Raw genomic sequence first — 15425 nt, 5'->3', positions numbered from 1 at the left:
AAGACCGCGCGGCGTCATGCGGCCGTCAATTTGGACGCGCATAGACTGTGTCGAGCCTTCCGAACGTGCTGCGTATCTGGAAGGCTCAAACGCCGGGCCGGAGGTACGTCCGGCGTTTTTTATTTTTGGAGAGCCAACGGTCGCCGGGAGGGGCCAGAATTTCAAAAAAACTATGTGATTTTGAAGACTTAACCATATACGCCTCTTGCCGAAGCCGCGCCGTCTTGCCATCATCGCGGCTGGCTGGGGGCTGCCATGGGCGAGTTGGTGAAGCGATTTTCAGGATTCAGTTACAGCGCACAGGGCGGACTGCAGCGCGACGGCAAGCGCATTCATCTGGGCCCGCAGGCGCGTCAACTTCTTGAAATGCTTCTGGAGTCGCCTGGCGTCCTGATCACCAAGGGCGAAATTGCCGCGCGGCTGTGGCCGGATCGCGCCGCGTCCGACGATTCCATCGACCGCTGCGCCTATCTTTTGCGGAAGCCGCTGCGCGACGCTGGCGGCGAAGAGCTGATCGCCACCGCCTATGGCCGGGGGCTGTCGCTTCGCGGGACGGTCGAGACCATCGACGCATGCGACGCGCAAACGCTCCGTCTCGCCCCTTTGAGCGAGCCGCATATTCTCGATCTCTGGCAGACCGCCTACGAGCTTGCCGGAGACCGCACGCGAGAGGGCTTCGCGCGCGCGCAGGAAGCGATCGCATCCGCCGCCCAGATCGAACCCGGCAACCCGGCGGTCTGGGCTCTCGCCGCCGACATCGCCGCCGGCCGAGTCGTACGCGGGTTTCTTCGTCCCGCCCAGGCGGCGGGGATGATCGAGGACTTCGCTGGCCGGGCGCTCGGCATCCTGCGCGATCATACGCCGGCGCTGGCCGTTCTCGGCTGGGCTCGCGGCGCGCTCAGGGGCAAGATCGCCGAGGGCCTCGCCCTCCTCGATCAGGCCGTCGCCGTTGATCCTCTCTACGGCAAAGCGCGCGTCTACCGCTGTTGGCTGCTTGCGGCGGCCGATCGTCTCGACGACGGCATCGCCGATTGCGAAGAGGGCCTCGCCAACTCGCCACATGATCAGGCGCTGCTGTCGTTGCATGCATGGCTCATTCTCTGCGCCGGCGACCTCGAGCGGGCGCGCCGCTATGCGCGCGACGGGCTCGAGCTGAGGCCCGACGCCGCCACTCTGCATCTCGTGATGTCCATCGCCTACAGCCTTCAGGGCGTTCACGAACAGGCGGTGAGCGCGGCGCGCCGCGCCGTCGCCTCGAGCCCAGACGATCCCTTACAATTGACCGTGCTCGCCTATGCGCTCGCCCGCGCCGGACGCGCCGAGGAAACGCATGCGCTCATAGACAGGCTCGTCCAAGACGCCGAGCTCTACGCGCCGCCCTGCTTTCTCGGCGCGGCGTTTTTTGCTCTGGGCAAGCGCGCCGAGGCCCTCGAAGCGATTCGACGCGGCCTTTCCGAAGGCTGTCCCTGGAGCTCCTTCGCACGCGTCGATCCGCGCTTCGTCGCATTGCGCGGCGCCATCGACGGATTCGGCCATCCGCAGCAGGCCGAGGCGCGCCCCGCCGGTTGATATTGCCCGCCTCAGCGCTTATTGGCGCTGCACAGCATTCTTCCGGAAGGTGAAAATGATCGGCCGTCTGAACCATGTCGCTATCGCTGTCGATAGCGTCGAAAAGGCTTCCGCCATCTACCGCGACGCCCTGGGGGCGAAGGTTTCGGCGCCAGAACGCCTCGCGGAGCACGGCGTAACGGTCGTTTTCGTCGAATTGCCCAACACCAAGATCGAGCTGCTCGAACCTTACGGCGAAAACTCGCCGATCGCGGGCTTCGTCGCGAAAAATCCAGCGGGCGGCATCCACCACATCTGCTACGAGGTTGAAGACATTATCGCGGCGCGCGAGCAGCTTAAGGCCTCGGGCGCACGCGTGTTGGGCGATGGAGAGCCAAGGATCGGCGCGCATGGCAGGCCCGTGCTGTTTCTGCATCCCAAGGACTTCTGCGGCTCCTTGATCGAACTCGAGCAGGCTTAGGCGCATGCCCTTTTCCCTGCCGCTGGCGGCGGCGATCTACCTGACGATCTGGTGGATCGTGCTGTTCGCCGTGCTGCCGCTCGGCATTCGCTCTTCCGAAGAGGCCGAAGAAGATCTTCCCGAGGGCGCCGACCCCGGCGCTCCCGCCTCGCCAGATCTCTTAAAAAAAGCGGGGATCACGACGGTGGTCTCGGCCGTCCTCTTCGGCCTGCTGGTGCTTTTCGCCAAGCTCACGGCGTGAGCGGGCGGGGGTCGCCCGCCGGGGGTTGACCGGCCCGCCGCCCGCCGGTAGTTGATCGCCAAGCGCGGGACAGACGACCCGCACGGCCGAACGGACCGACCCGCTCAGTCGACTTCGGCGGCGCCGCCCGCCGCCTCTGGAGCGAGCGCGTAGCTCAGTCGGTAGAGCACCTGACTTTTAATCAGGGGGTCGTGGGTTCGAGCCCCACCGCGCTCACCAAATAAATCCAATAATTACTGTTATCGATCGGTTTAAAAAAGGGGTTTGGTGATCAAATGGCGACCACCAGTCAGACCGCGTTCGTGATTTATTGATTCTCGCCGCACGAATGCGCGGAAACTTCATTTTTCGCGACTCTGATCACGCCGCATAGCTTGCACGGTCTGTTGCTTCGATCCGAATCGGACAATGTCACTGCTTCAGGGTTCGAATCCCCATGGGCGCGCCATTTGCGTATATAACTGCGAACACCCTTGCCGATTTGTTCTCCGGCAATGACGGCCTGTTCCAGACTGGCCTTTGAGCCGTGAATGCGGATGACTTTGTCGTCGACCTCGACGGCGTCGACGATCGAACGCAGATAGGCCTTTCGGAACGTGGTGTCGCCGGTGGTTATGTGCTCGCGCATGAAAGCGCCGAAGCGCTCGACTTGATCCGGCTCCAACGTGATCTGAGGCGCAAGCTGAACCTTGATGCGCTCCAATGCGGCCTTGGCGCGCTCGCGTTCCAATTTGAGGGCAGCGAGCCGGTCCGCCAGCGTCTCGTCGATGTCCGTGAGGCCATCCTCGACCAGTTTGTAGAGCCGGCGCAGCTTGTCGTCGGCCTGCGCGATCTCCTGTTGCAGGACGCGCGCCCGCTCCTGGACTTCGGCGTCGCTCTATGCCCGCTTTTCGGTCAGCGACGTCAGAAGGCCCGCCAAACGGTTTGGGCCGAGCAGCCGGTCGGCGAGATGGGTTGTGACAAGATCGTCGAGCCGGTCCATGGCGATGGATCGGCCCTTGCAGCCCGTCTTTCCCACCCGGGCAGCTGTGGAGCAGGAATAGTAGCGGTGCACTTTGCCGGATTTTGACGTTCCGGTGCGCAACGTCATTGCGCCGCCGCAAGTTGCGCAATGCGCCAGGCCCGTGAGCAGGATCGGCCCCGTGACGACGCGCGGCGGCAGGATGCGGGGATCACGCGCTTTCAAGCTCGCCTGAGCCCTGTCGAAAACAGACAGTTCGATGATCGCAGGTACAGCAACTTCGATGATTTCATTCGCGGGTTTGGCTCTACCGGTCTTGGCTTCGCGCTGATTGAAGCGCCAACGCCCCGTATAGACGGGGTTCGTCAATATCTTGTGGACCGAAGCGACGCCGAAACGTGCGCCAAGCCGAGTTCGTAGTCCTTTAGCATTCAGCGCCTTGGTCACCTCCTTGACGCCCATCGGGCCTTTGCTGCCATCCCCTTCGAGATAGACGCGGTAGACCAGCCGCACCGTCTCGGCCTCGACAGGATCGATGACGAGCTTCTTCTTGGTGCGATGGCCGCGTTTGTCGACCTCGCTCAGCGCATACCCGAGCGGCAAGCGCGAGCCATTGTAGAAGCCCTGACGCGCGTTCTCCTTCATGGCGCGGAGCACATGTTTGCCGTTCTCGCGGCTCTGATACTCGTCGAACAACGCAATGACCTGCCGCATCATCACCTGCGCCGGATCGTCGCCAAGCTCTTGTGTAATGGAGACAAGCCGCACGCCATGCTTGGCGAGCTTGCGGACATACATCTCCAGGCCGAACGCGTCGCGGAAAAAGCGCGAAAAGGAGTGAACGACGATCGCATCGATCGGGTGATCGTCGTCGCAGGCGCGCTCTATCATGCGCTGGAACTCCGGCCGGTTGTCATCCATGGCTGAGGCGCCTGGTTCGAGATATTTGGCCACCACTCGCCAGCCATGGCGGGTGCAGTATGCGCTCGTCTGCGCATGCTGGTCAGGAATGGAAAGATCAACCTCCGCCTGTCGCGTGGTTGAAACCCGCAGATAGAGAGCGGCGCGGAGAGGGTCGGTCATGTGGAGCCTCCAGCCTCAATCGAAAGCTCAATGACGCGGTCGGATAAAGGCGTCGAGCATGTCGCCGAGAAACATCTCCAACACATCGACTTCGGCCGCGGTGACGGGAATGTCTTCGGGCCAATCGTCGGCGACGGCGATTTCGTTAGCGGGGTTGATCGTTCTCGAAGCTGAATCATACCGCCTCAGTCCGCGAACGCCATCGCCATTTGCGTTCCGGCCGGCGGAAACTTGTTGATGCGCGTGACGAGGATGAGCCATTCCGAAACCATGGCGGCGGATCGTCGCCAATTGAACGGCCCAACTCTTCGACACAGCGCGAAGCGCAGTTTGGAGGAGAAATGGAAACACCCACCAATGACAGCGGAGTTTCGATCTTAGTTGCGCCGTCATGGCGGCTGGGAACGCGCGCGTTGCAGGCTGCAAAGGTCGGGTTTTCGCAAGTTGCGCGGCCGAAAACGAGCGAATAATCGTAGATTTTCTGCAAAATCATCGCAGTGGAGTGTGGCCATGAGCTTTTTTGGAGGCGAGCGCGCAAGGTTTGGATCAACTGCCGGCGTTCGTATGCCGAAGAAAAGCGAAAAAGGACGAACGTTCACGCGACACGACTTGCGAGCGGCGATTTATAATTGTTGCCCGACGCTGTCCCGCGCCGAGGCTCGAAAGATTTTCAATGAGACCTTCGATGAGCTGGCCGACGCGCTTGTTCGCGGCGAACCGGTCAAGCTGCGCAATTTTGGAACGTTCAACCTCCGCGCCAAGCGAAAGCGCACCGGGCGCAACCCCAAGACCGGGGTGGAGGCGGTGATTAGCGCTCGCAGGGTCGTGACCTTTCGCCCGTCGCCGGCGCTTCTCACGCGAATAAATCAAGAATCCGCCGACTGCCTTCTCGACTGAGCAACGATCGCTCAAATTCCAATCCCCCGCACCCGGGTAAAGTCCCATGAGATTCCTGACTCTCGGACGACGCCGCTGATCTGGCGTCCGAGGCGCTCGTCCATGACCGGCCGCCAGGGGACGAGCGTGAACTCGTAGGCGTTCTCGATGATCGCGTATTTGCCGGAAACGAGACTGGTCGTGCCGGTGAAGACGCCCGAGACGCGCTCGCCTTCTGCCCTCATTTTGAAAGGCGTTTGCTTGTCCGCCGCCATGGATTTGCCGACGCGCTCGACCTCGCTCTGCTCCAGTCGACTGACCAGGTCTCCCGGCGCGCGGATGACATGATCCGGCGTGCGCCTGGCATGACCCATTTCGACGAGCGTCTCTCTGCGCTGTTTCATCGCACGGTCGACCTCGGCGCCAAATCCGGCGCGCACGATTGGTGCGCGATTGGACGACGTCATCTCCCGGTCGAGCCAGGTGGCGCCGTTGGCGTCGATCTGGGTTTCGAGGTCGAGATTGGAAAGAACGCGCAGCGTCACCCATCCGCGCCGCTGGGCGTCATAGTCTGCGGCGCGCGCCTCGAAGTCGGCCGGGAGACGCCAATGGTCGGCGTCGATGCGCTCAACGATCCCCGCCCGGCGCAGGGCCTCCAACCTGCGGACATGGCTCTCGACATAGGCGTCAAAGTCGCCGCCGGGAACGCGGACCCGGCCAATCTCGGCGATGATGCGGTGGACGCTCGGGCGATACTCGCCAGAGGCGCCCGCGAGCTGAGCGATGTTGCGGTCGGCAGGTCGCGGCCCCGCTGGCGCAGGGGCGATCTCCACGATCGATCCAATGGACGCTTCCTTGGCGGTATTGGCCATCGCCTCGGAGCCGAGCGCGACATGATGAACCCGCCCATCGACGCCGTCGACGACGAGGCTGAGCCGCTCGCCAAGTTCGTCGGTCAGACGCTTGTCGATCACCCGACCGACGATCCGGGTTTTGGCCTCCTCGCCGTGAAGCGAATAGCTCTCCAGCGCGCGCTCTTCGCCGCGCGCCTTCAGCGCCCGATTGATCGCCTTGACGATGTCGCCGCGCTCCCCGAGTTCCCGTAGCGTCGGCTCCAGCTGGCCGTATAGTTTCCACACGCCCGGCTCGCTCTCCGCGGCGAGGCCGTAGCGCGCCAGCCTCTGCAATCTGCCGATGCGCAGCGTTCGATCGAAATCGGCACGGACTTGGCCCGTCTCGGGTCGAAGGTCGAGGTTACCGTCGCCGGCCTCGGCGAGCATCGCCCGATCGATCCGGGTGAAGCGCTCGGCGGAGATTTCCGCGGTGAGCTTTGATCGCAATTCAAGGTCGGTCTCCGGTCCCAATTCGAGCGTCGCCAGGTCCTGGGCGCGAAGCCTGACGCCATCGGTGATGTAGTCCTGGGCGATGATCAAATCGTTTCCTGTCTCATCCTTGCCCCGGACGACGACATGGCTATGTGGATGGCCGGTGTTGAAGTGGTCGACCGCGACCCAGTCGAGCTTCGTGCCGAGGTCATCCTCCATCTGTTTCATCACATCGCGCGTGAAGGCGCGAAGGTCGGAAAGCCGGTCGCCATCCTCGGGCGCGACGATGAATCGAAACTGATGTCGGTCCTCGCGTCCCCGCTCCAGAAACGCACGGCCATCCGCTGCGTCGGTCTCCGATCCGTAAAGTCTCCCTTTCTCTCCTTCCCGGTCAGTCCCGTCGCGCGGCAAGTAGCGCAGATGCGCATCGGCTCCCTTGGAGCCCAGTCTCAACTTCACGATTCGCGCCTTCACCACGACGCGGCGCATCCGCTCGCCCCGCCCGCGCCCCTCAGCCGCGAGCTTCAGCCGGTCGGCCGCCGCCTGTCCCCGACCGATGCGGCAACATCTCCCTTTCCGGGGCCGACCCGAAACGCCATCGCGTCGCCGATGGGAGCGACCGCTGCGCGTCGGCGCAGACCCGATCCCCACGCCCTTCGCCTTCGTCACGGCCTTCATCACTTGCGCGACAAACGAACGCGGTCGCCGCGATGGCGAACCGCCTCGATCACGGATTTTTCCGGCGCGGAGTCGAAGGTCGGAAGAGTCGTCGTCGGTCATGCGCAAGAGCATGCGCCGGCGCTGCGTCAAAACAAGCTCAAATCCGCGCAGCTCGCATCATGGCGTTGAAAAAGAAACGAATTGCGAAGAGAGCCGCACTGCGAGAAATCGCTCTACATGGAAATAACAATGTGCAGACAAAAGCATACACGCAAGCGGCACGATTGCTTTAATCTTGCCTTCACCTTCAGGCGCGCCGAATTTCTGGTAAGCGTCCGAACTCTGCACGTTCTCTTGGGAGTGCAATTTCGCGACATATCGGGTTCTCTCGCACATGGGAGGATCTCCGGTGGTCTCGAAACGATTCCAGAACACGGCATGGCGCTCTTACTGGTCGACGCATATTGAAGCGTGGCGCCGAAGCGGCCTTTCGCGCACCAAATATTGTCGCGATCATCGGCTCAACAAGGCGACTTTCGATCGCTGGCTGAAGCAGCTTGAAGGCGCGGAAGCCGCGAAAAAAGCTGCGGAACTTCTGCGCGAACAGCGTCGCCAGCGCCGCCGTCGAGGGCCATCTCCGCTATGCAAATCGAAGCGCTCGATCGCCGTTCAAGCGTTCTGGGCGATGCATGTCGAAGCGCTGAACTGGAGCGGATTGGCGGGCAGCACGGCGGAGCGCGGGCGAGCGCTCACATCTGTCTCAGCCCGAACAGTGGGGTGCGTTTCCGCACAGCCTGCCGAGCCGTGCAGTGGTAGCCTTATCTATTTGCTGGGGCTCGACTTCTAGGGCAGCCTGCGCTCGGCAATCCAGTTGCCATCGAAAAGAAGTAGTGGCGCTCCGGCCGCATCCGTCTTGTTGGAGAAAATTGCTATGCGCCAACGCGTTTCATCGCTCGTCGGCTTCTATCTGCTTGCCGCATTCATCGCGTCGCCTGCCAATGCGCAAGCGAATGCCAACTCCGATATCTGCGCGGCCGGCGACGACAGCGCGTTCTCGGTCTCACAACGCATCGAGGCCTGCAACTTGTTGATCAAGGCCGCAGATAATGCGCCCAAAGAACTCGCGGGCGCCTTGGTCAATCGTGGAGCGGCAAACTGGTGCGCTCACAAAATGAAGCAAGCTTTTGCCGATCTCGATCGCGCCATTGCGCTCGATCCGAAGAACGCCAAAGCTTTTCGCGAACGCTCCAACGCCCATCGTTCCGGAGGCGACCTCGACCGGGCGCTCGCCGACGCAAACGAGGCGGCGCGGCTCGATCCCAAGGACGCGAAAGCCTTCGACTACCGCGGCAACGTGTTCAACGAAAATGGCCAATATGACCGCGCAATCGAAGACTATAATGAAGCGCTGCGGCTCGATCCGAAACTCAGCCTCGCATATCGGGATCGTGGCGCCGCGTATTATTTCAAGAAGGACTATGCGCGCGCGATCACGGACTATGACGAAGCGATCAAGCTCGATCCCCGCAGCGGCCGCGCCTATTCCAACCGTGGCGCGGCATACAAAAAGCTTGGTCGCAACGAGCAGGCCATCGCCGATGAAAGCGAGGCGATCAAGCTCGATCCGACCGTGCCTGAATATTTCGACAATCGCGGCCTGTCCTATGCGGAAAATGGCGATTTCGAACGCGCCATAAGCGACTACAATGAAGCGATTCGTATCGATCCGCAGGCGAAATTCCTGACCAATCGTGGCAACTCCTACCAGTCGAAGGGCGATCTCGACCGCGCCATTGCCGACTATGACCGCGCGCTCAAGCTGAATCCTGGCTTTTACCACGCCTACAACAACCGCGGCGCCGCCTTTCGCAAGAAGGGCGATCTCGACCGCGCGATCGCCGACTATGAGGAGGCGCTGCGCATCAATCCGCGCTTCGACACCGCGGCGGAAAACCTCGCGGCCGTCCGCAAGGGGCGCGACCGACGCGATTCGGTTTCGCAACGGATGCGTCCGCCTTTCGCTTGCGGGCCGACCGCCAGCGCGGTCGAGAAGGCGATCTGCTCTGATCCGGACCTCACCCGGCTCGATCGCCAAATTAACGACGCTTACAAGGCGGCGCTCGCCAGGTTGGATCGCAAAGGCGTCGTGCGCTTACGGAAGGAGCAGCGCAGCTTCATCGCCAAGCGCGACAAATCCTTCGGCTATCCCGACTATCAGCTCAAACGCGAGCTCGAAGTGCGACTTGCAGCGCTACGCGGTCTGTCCGCCGATCCCGAGACATTGCAGGAATGAGAATGGCGTGGTTAAGCCCGCTCTCTGGGGTTTGGGGCGTCCTGGCGTGGATGCCCGCGACAAGCGCGGGCATGACGAAGACCTCGAGTTCTGCGCCTGATCTGATCTCGGCGGGTCACCCCCCGCACCACCAGCACCGCATTGATGCCGCCGAAGGCAAAGGAGTTGGACATCGCTGCGCGAACGCCGATCCGGCGCGCCTCGTTCGGCACGGGGTCGACCGGGCATTTGGGGTCCGGCGAACGGAAGTTGATGGCCGGCGGAACGATCTGCTCGCGCAGCGCGGCGATGGTCACGGCGAGCTCCAGCCCGCCGCTCGCGCCGAGCGCATGGCCGTGGATCGGCTTGGTCGAGGACACCGGAAGATGCCGCCCGCGCTCGCCGAACACCGGCAGGATAGCTTCCGACTCGGTGATGTCGTTGGCGTAGGTGCCTGTCACACCCTCCCGATCGCCTCCGGCGCTCGACCTCCCCCCTCGAGGGGGAGGTGAAACGCCCCTAATGCTTGTCTGCGCTCGAATCCTTCGAATTCGGTGCCGGCGGTTTTTGAAATTTCTGCGGGGTCCCCTGAGGCTTGGCGAGCGCCGCCGCTGCGGGCGGAGCGGGGGCCTTCGGCGCGGACTGATCCACTCCCACGGAAATGCCGAACAGGCGCCATTGTCCGTCCACGGGCGCATAGGCGAGGTCGAACCTGAGCTGCGAGGGAACGGAGGGAAAGAAGCCGGTCATGTGCATCAGGCCGCTCGCTTCGATCTGCGGCAGAAGAGTGAGCTGCGGATCGAGCGCGGCGACGCCCGATAGATCGAGCTTGTCGCGACGCAGTCCCGCGAAGAGCTCGGCCAGTCGCGCCGCGGTGTTGCCCTGAAATCCCGGCGCGCCGAGATCGCGCAGCACCGTGTAGTTGCCGGTCTTGTTCGCCTGGTCGAGCGCGAGCAGGGACGAACGGATCAGGATCAGAACGCCGTTGCGGTCGATGTTCGCCGGCTTGGGCGCCTGCTGCTTCTGTTGCTGTTGCTGCTGCGCGCTCGCCGGAACGCAAATCGCGGCCAGCACGGCCGCGAGCGCTAGAGTCTTGGACGCCAGTTTCACTTCGTTCACCACGCGAGAGACATGCCCGCTCTGCCGCCGACGCCGCCGTGATTGAAGCCTACGCCCACGCCGCCGTCCACCACGAGATACTCGTTCAGGCGGAGCTGGGCGTTTCCGCCGAAGGCGTTCTGCCCCCGGAAGCCGCCCCAGTGGGCGCTGACCTGAAACTTCTTGTCGCTCGGCAAAGCGCCGGGCGCCATCGCGATCGCGACCGCCGTGCCCTCGTAGGCGCGGTGGACTTGCGACTTCAAGGAGCGGACGCTCTGCGAAAGGCCCAGGACATTGCCCTGGAGGCCGGCGACCGCCCCGCTCAATGCGGCGATGTCGTTGGGTCCGTAAGCGGAGCCGGCGAGATTGCCCTGCGAGTCGGTGGAGACGAACTGCGTGGGCCCGCTCTGCGCGGCGGCGCTCGCGGCCGATGTGAGGCCCGGCATGGCGTAAGTGGTCGAAGCCGTGCCCAGCATAATCTGACTGGCGGCCGTATTGACGGCCCCGGCGCCGATCGCGGTCGCCCCCGCGAAACCGGCGGTCGAGGCGCCCGAGCCGACGGCGGTCGACTGCGCGCCCAAAGCAACGCTGTTCGGGCCGAAGGCGGCGGATTGCGTTCCGGTTGCGACAGCGAAATCGCCGAACGCCGCGCCGCCGTTCGAGGCCTGCGCGCCGACGCCCACCGCGACCGAGCCGGTCGCGACCGCGCCGTGGCCGATGGCGATCGCGTCGACGCCCGTCGAAGCGGCGTTCTGGCCGATTGCGATCGCGCCGGCCTGGGTCGCTTCGGCGGCGTCACCCAGCGCGACCGCAGACGTCCCGGTCGCCCGCGCCTCGGCGCCATAAGCGGAAGATCTCGAGCCCGTCGCGATGGAACGGAGGCCCGAGGCTGTCGCCCCATCTCCCGTCGCAGCGCTTAGTGCGCCAAAAGCGACGGCCCCGATGCCCGAAGCCCCGCTGAGGGCGCCGACGGCAGTCGATCCCGAGCCCAAAGCGCCGGCGTTGGAGCCGAACGCGGAAGACCTGACGCCCGTCGCCTGGGCGCCGCTGCCCAGCGCGGCGGAACCGGTGTCCGTGGAAATCGTACGCTCGCCGATCGCGATCGAGCCGACCTGCGTCGCCTGGGCGCTGCCACCCAGCGCGACCGCAGCCGCCCCGGTAGCCTGCGCATTGACGCCAGCGGCGAGCGCGGAATCGCCCGACGCAACGCTGGTCGAGCCGAACGCTGACGCGCGCGCGCCCGAAGCAACGCTGTCCGAGCCGAACGCTGACGCGCTCGCGACCGAAGCAGAGCTGTGCGAGCCGAACGCTGACGCGCTCGCGCCCGAAGCGGCGGCCAAGTCGCCGACGGCCGCCGACGATTGGCCGGACGCCTGCGCGCTGGCGCCGATGGCAGTCGAATTGTCGCCCGAAGCGGAGCTGCCTCCACCATAGGCGCTGGAATATAGGCCCGACGCCGACGCTCCAGCCCCGACGGCGGTGGAGATTGACCCCGAAGCCGTGGAGGCGCTGCCGACAGCGGTCGACGTGCCGCCTGACGCGATGGCGAGGTTGCCGAAAGCCGAGGACGTTGTGCCGGCGGCGGCGGCGCCGTTGCCGAACGCTGAGGAGTTGACCCCCGTCGCCTGAGCGTCGGCGCCATAAGCGGAAGACCTTACTCCCGACGCGACGGAACTGAAGCCCGAGGCGGTCGAGACGTCGCCGGTGGCGGCGGCGTCGGCACCGAAAGCCGAGGATAGGCCCCCCGTCGCCTGAGCCTCGGCGCCATAAGCGGAAGAGCCGATTCCCGACGCGAACGAAAGGTTGCCGGTGGCCGAGGAGCTGTCCCCCGTCGCCTGCGCCAGGGAGCCATATGCGGAAGAACTCGATCCCGACGCGACTGAACTCACGCCCGAGGCGGTCGAGGAGGGGCCGGTGGCGGCGGCGAGGTAGCCGAAAGCCGAGGAGTTGCCCCCCGTCGCCTGAGCCTGGGCGCCATAAGCGGAAGACCTCAGTCCCGACGCGACGGAACGGAGGCCCGAGGCCGTCGCCCCATCTCCCGTCGCAGTGCTTAGTGTGCCAAAAGCGGCGGCCCCGATACCCGAGGCCCCGCTGAGGGCGCCGACGGCAGTCGACGCCGCGCCCAAAGCAGCGGCGTCGGAGCCGAACGCGGAAGACCTGACGCCCGTCGCCTGGGAGCCGCTGCCCAGCGCGGCGGAACCGGTGTCCGTGGAAACCGTACGCTCGCCGATCGCGATCGAGCCGACCTGCGTCGCCTGGGCGCTGTCACCCAGCGCGACCGCAGACGTCCCGCTAGCCTGCGCATTGAGGCCCGCGGCGAGCGAAGCATCGCCCGATGCGGCGCTGTGCGAGCCGAACGCTGACGCGCTCGCGCCCGAAGCGGCGGCCAATTCGCCGACGGCCGTCGACGATAGGCCTGACGCCTCCGCGCTGACGCCGACGGCGGTCGAAGTGTCGCCCGAAGCGGAGCTGCCTCCACCATAGGCGGTGGAAAATGCGCCCGACGACGACGAGCCAGCCCCGACGGCGGTGGAGATGGGTCCCGAAGCGACAGAAGCGCCGCCAACGGCGGTCGACATAAGTCCTGACGCGATTGATTCAGCTCCGAATGCGGACGACCCCGTGCCGGAGGCCAAGCTGGTGAAGCCGGAAGCGGTCGATCCTGTGCCGGTCGCGCTGCTGCGTTGGCCGAACGCAGAACTGAAATCGCCCGTCGCCGCCGAGTTCTCGCCCACCGACGTGCCGGAATCGCCAGTAGCGCGCGCCTGGGACCCGACAGCAGTCGTCGCGTTGCCGGCGGCTTGCGCGTTGGCGCCGACTGCAACGGCATATTCGCCGTTGGCGCCGGCGCCGTTTCCCACCGCCAGCGCCGGATCGTAAAAGCCGGCGAGTTGCGGGTCGTTTGCGCCGGTCGCCGTCGCGGAATTGCCGACAGCGATATCTGCTTGATGGGTCGCGTTCGCGGTATTGTCGACGCTGACTTCGGTGCCATTGCCGGCCACAGCGGCCCCCGGGAGCGCCCCCGCCAATGCGACGACCGACGCCCCGACAAGAAATCGTCTTTTCATGATTTCGCTACCTCTTCGCGCCGGCGAGAAGCCGCCACTCCGTCTCCAGGGGTAGGTCAATCGGCTCGCGCGTTCTCGGCGGTGGCGGAAGTGGTGTCGGGCATGCTCGGAAGCACAGCCTCGGTATTCTCGCGCAGTTCTCCCATGGTCGGTCGAAGTCGGAACCAGCAAAAATCCCCTGTCGCCGCCGAACTCTCGCCCACCGATGTGCTGAAATAGGCCGTGGCGTACGCTTATGAGCCGAGCGCCGCCGCGCCGACAGCGGAATCCCCTGGATCGACCGCGTTCGCCGTGCCGTTCACGCTACACTCCGTTCCGGTGCCTGCTTGCGCGCTTCCCGGCGCCAGCGCCAACGCGACGAACGACGCCCCGCGAGAAAATTCCATTTCAGGATCGTCTTACTCTTCGACTAGGCGAGGATCCCTCGTGACATCAGGGGAATAGGCCGTCCGGCTCGCCCTTTCTCTTCGGCCTCGGAAGCAACGTCGGTCACATTGGGAAGACGCTGCGTTTCAGGGGCGACGCCTCGGTAGTCGAAAACGGAAGTCGATAGAGCAATAACGGAAGTGGCCGGGTCGATTGTGCAGCGAACATTGAAGAATCACTGAACGGATTACTGTAGCTCTCGCTTCAACGAACCGATGACGTGGCTGTTTGCTTGTGCGATCGGACACTTTTCCGATAGATGTCTTGATCCATCCTTTCGGGCAAGTCAGGAAACGGAGGCTGGAGCGCCATGTCGAAATTCACATTCTCGAGCGATTCCCTGCCCGAAAGGGATCGGCTGGAGGCGACGAGCCATTTCGTGAGCGCGCTGGGTGGGAAGACAACGATCAAGCCCTATTCGGAGGATTTCCACTTCCGCTTGGAGGGCGGCGCATTCGCGGGCATGTATTGGGTCGCGGCGCGCGGCTCCTCCATGCTCGTCGACTGCGCCGGAGAGGGCCAGCTCGCCGATTTCATCGCGATCGGATTCAATCGCATCGGCTATGGATTACGTTACCGAGGCGCCGACATGACCCTTCAATCGGGAGACGCAGGACTGCGCATGTTGGGGCTTCCCGCCGTCTATACGAGCGTGATGCCGATCGGAGGCGTGGCGGTCGCCTTTCCGGCGGAGGAAATCTTCAGGCGGTTGAGAACCAAGGATTGCGCATTCGCTCCCTTGCTGCGCGGCGTCACGCCGGGACTGCAGCTCTTGCGCCAATATCTAGACGGCCTAGAACACGACGGCGTTCTTTCCAACCCCGCCGAGCAATGGTTGTTCGCCAGCCATGTCCTCGATCTCCTGGCGCTGGTCCTGGGCGCCAATGCGGACGCGTTGGAGCAGGCGCGTCGAGGCGGTGTTCGCGCCGCCCGCCTGAAGGTCGCCAAGGACTATATCGACGCCCATCTTTTGGACACCGACCTGTCGGATCAGACCGTCGCTGCGCATCTCTGCGTCTCGGACCGCTATGTGCGCCTTCTGTTCTCCGACGAGGGGATGAGCTGCAAGTCCTATATCGACCGGCAGAGACTGGCCAAGGCCTATGCGATGCTGTCGAACCCCGTCTCGGCGGGATTGAAGATCATCGATCTGGCTTATCGCTGCGGGTTCAACGACATCACCACCTTCAACCGGCAGTTTCGCACCCGCTACGGCATGACGCCGTCCGAGGCGCGCGAGGGCAGGTGGGTAGGCGGCGGAGGCAGGTAGCGGCGATTGCCCTGTGGCTTCTGTTGTTAAATCAACGCCGCTCCGCTAGCCCTCGTTTCAGAAACTGCGCGGTCGCTCACATCGCATGTCGAGATTTCGCCCTTTTTTTTCGGCGA

At 64.2% G+C, this 15425-nt stretch carries 14 protein-coding genes, 1 tRNA gene and 1 pseudogene; 8 read left to right on the top strand and 8 right to left on the bottom strand.

Features of this window, described 5'->3' with window-relative positions; all coding sequences use genetic code 11:
* Window positions 1–255 precede the first annotated feature (255 nt).
* From IYW40_RS05565 to IYW40_RS05550, 4 genes are all read left to right on the top strand, one after another.
* A complete protein-coding gene (locus IYW40_RS05565) occupies window positions 256–1569 on the top strand; it encodes a winged helix-turn-helix domain-containing protein (RefSeq protein ID WP_196399732.1) in 1314 nt (437 codons plus the stop codon).
* Window positions 1570–1624: 55 nt separating this feature from the next.
* Entirely contained in the window at window positions 1625–2029 is a 405-nt protein-coding gene (gene mce, locus IYW40_RS05560) for a methylmalonyl-CoA epimerase (RefSeq protein WP_196399731.1), read from the top strand.
* 4 nt (window positions 2030–2033) lie between these two features.
* Window positions 2034–2270: a DUF1467 family protein gene (locus tag IYW40_RS05555; RefSeq protein WP_175092834.1), complete on the top strand. Its 237-nt coding sequence runs from the start codon at window positions 2034–2036 to the stop codon at window positions 2268–2270.
* Window positions 2271–2413: 143 nt separating this feature from the next.
* Window positions 2414–2489 (top strand) — tRNA-Lys (locus IYW40_RS05550).
* A gap of 88 nt (window positions 2490–2577) precedes the next feature.
* Here the strand turns inward: IYW40_RS05550 and IYW40_RS22220 are convergent.
* From IYW40_RS22220 to IYW40_RS05540, 3 genes are all read right to left on the bottom strand, one after another.
* Entirely contained in the window at window positions 2578–3000 is a 423-nt protein-coding gene (locus IYW40_RS22220; RefSeq protein WP_348644238.1) for a hypothetical protein, read from the bottom strand.
* A 147-nt stretch (window positions 3001–3147) separates the two neighbouring features.
* A complete protein-coding gene (locus IYW40_RS05545) occupies window positions 3148–4314 on the bottom strand; it encodes a recombinase family protein (RefSeq protein ID WP_348644237.1) in 1167 nt (388 codons plus the stop codon).
* 27 nt (window positions 4315–4341) lie between these two features.
* On the bottom strand, window positions 4342–4575 hold the full coding sequence (locus IYW40_RS05540) for a hypothetical protein (RefSeq protein ID WP_196399823.1): 234 nt from the start codon (window positions 4573–4575) through the stop codon (window positions 4342–4344).
* A gap of 183 nt (window positions 4576–4758) precedes the next feature.
* Here IYW40_RS05540 and IYW40_RS05535 point away from each other — a divergent pair, with 183 nt between their 5' ends.
* The gene (locus IYW40_RS05535; protein WP_348644236.1) at window positions 4759–5211 is read left to right on the top strand and encodes an integration host factor subunit alpha; all 453 of its coding nucleotides are present in this window, start codon (window positions 4759–4761) and stop codon (window positions 5209–5211) included.
* An 11-nt stretch (window positions 5212–5222) separates the two neighbouring features.
* Here the strand turns inward: IYW40_RS05535 and IYW40_RS05530 are convergent, their stop codons facing one another.
* Window positions 5223–7193, bottom strand: a complete 1971-nt coding sequence (locus IYW40_RS05530; RefSeq protein WP_246720666.1) for a DUF3363 domain-containing protein — start codon at window positions 7191–7193, stop codon at window positions 5223–5225.
* Window positions 7194–7584: 391 nt separating this feature from the next.
* Between IYW40_RS05530 and IYW40_RS05525 the strand changes: the two genes are divergently transcribed.
* Together IYW40_RS05525 and IYW40_RS05520 are read left to right on the top strand one after the other, a co-directional pair.
* Window positions 7585–8022: a hypothetical protein gene (locus IYW40_RS05525; RefSeq protein ID WP_196399729.1), complete on the top strand. Its 438-nt coding sequence runs from the start codon at window positions 7585–7587 to the stop codon at window positions 8020–8022.
* Between the two features lie 84 nt (window positions 8023–8106).
* On the top strand, window positions 8107–9468 hold the full coding sequence (locus tag IYW40_RS05520; protein WP_196399728.1) for a tetratricopeptide repeat protein: 1362 nt from the start codon (window positions 8107–8109) through the stop codon (window positions 9466–9468).
* Window positions 9469–9590: 122 nt separating this feature from the next.
* Here IYW40_RS05520 and IYW40_RS05515 read toward each other — a convergent pair.
* The 4 genes and pseudogenes from IYW40_RS05515 to IYW40_RS05500 form a co-directional block, all read right to left on the bottom strand.
* A pseudogene (locus tag IYW40_RS05515) lies at window positions 9591–9905 on the bottom strand (beta-ACP synthase); the annotation flags it as partial.
* 61 nt (window positions 9906–9966) lie between these two features.
* A complete protein-coding gene (locus IYW40_RS05510; protein ID WP_348644243.1) occupies window positions 9967–10509 on the bottom strand; it encodes a hypothetical protein in 543 nt (180 codons plus the stop codon).
* Window positions 10510–10562: 53 nt separating this feature from the next.
* Window positions 10563–13613, bottom strand: a complete 3051-nt coding sequence (locus IYW40_RS05505; RefSeq protein WP_196399727.1) for a hypothetical protein — start codon at window positions 13611–13613, stop codon at window positions 10563–10565.
* Window positions 13614–13846: 233 nt separating this feature from the next.
* The gene (locus tag IYW40_RS05500) at window positions 13847–13999 is read right to left on the bottom strand and encodes a hypothetical protein (RefSeq protein WP_196399726.1); all 153 of its coding nucleotides are present in this window, start codon (window positions 13997–13999) and stop codon (window positions 13847–13849) included.
* A gap of 350 nt (window positions 14000–14349) precedes the next feature.
* On the opposite strand from IYW40_RS05500, the gene IYW40_RS05495 reads away from it, so the two are divergent.
* Complete coding sequence (locus IYW40_RS05495; RefSeq protein ID WP_196399725.1) at window positions 14350–15309, top strand: AraC family transcriptional regulator; 960 nt, start codon at window positions 14350–14352, stop codon at window positions 15307–15309.
* Window positions 15310–15425: the final 116 nt, after the last annotated feature.

The sequence above is a fragment of the Methylocystis sp. H4A genome (assembly GCF_015709545.1).
Lineage (GTDB): Bacteria > Pseudomonadota > Alphaproteobacteria > Rhizobiales > Beijerinckiaceae > Methylocystis > Methylocystis silviterrae.
This window is presented reverse-complemented; position numbering and strand designations above follow the sequence as displayed.

Coding starts and splice junctions, on each gene's coding strand:
- IYW40_RS05540 (WP_196399823.1), bottom strand. CDS start 4,575: ATGGCTCATCCTCGTCACGCGCATCAACAAGTTTCCGCCGGCCGGAAC.
- IYW40_RS05565 (WP_196399732.1), top strand. CDS start 256: ATGGGCGAGTTGGTGAAGCGATTTTCAGGATTCAGTTACAGCGCACAG.
- IYW40_RS05530 (WP_246720666.1), bottom strand. CDS start 7,193: ATGAAGGCCGTGACGAAGGCGAAGGGCGTGGGGATCGGGTCTGCGCCG.
- IYW40_RS05520 (WP_196399728.1), top strand. CDS start 8,107: ATGCGCCAACGCGTTTCATCGCTCGTCGGCTTCTATCTGCTTGCCGCA.
- IYW40_RS05495 (WP_196399725.1), top strand. CDS start 14,350: ATGTCGAAATTCACATTCTCGAGCGATTCCCTGCCCGAAAGGGATCGG.
- IYW40_RS05545 (WP_348644237.1), bottom strand. CDS start 4,314: ATGACCGACCCTCTCCGCGCCGCTCTCTATCTGCGGGTTTCAACCACG.
- IYW40_RS05505 (WP_196399727.1), bottom strand. CDS start 13,613: ATGAAAAGACGATTTCTTGTCGGGGCGTCGGTCGTCGCATTGGCGGGG.
- IYW40_RS05500 (WP_196399726.1), bottom strand. CDS start 13,999: ATGGAATTTTCTCGCGGGGCGTCGTTCGTCGCGTTGGCGCTGGCGCCG.
- IYW40_RS05555 (WP_175092834.1), top strand. CDS start 2,034: ATGCCCTTTTCCCTGCCGCTGGCGGCGGCGATCTACCTGACGATCTGG.
- mce (WP_196399731.1), top strand. CDS start 1,625: ATGATCGGCCGTCTGAACCATGTCGCTATCGCTGTCGATAGCGTCGAA.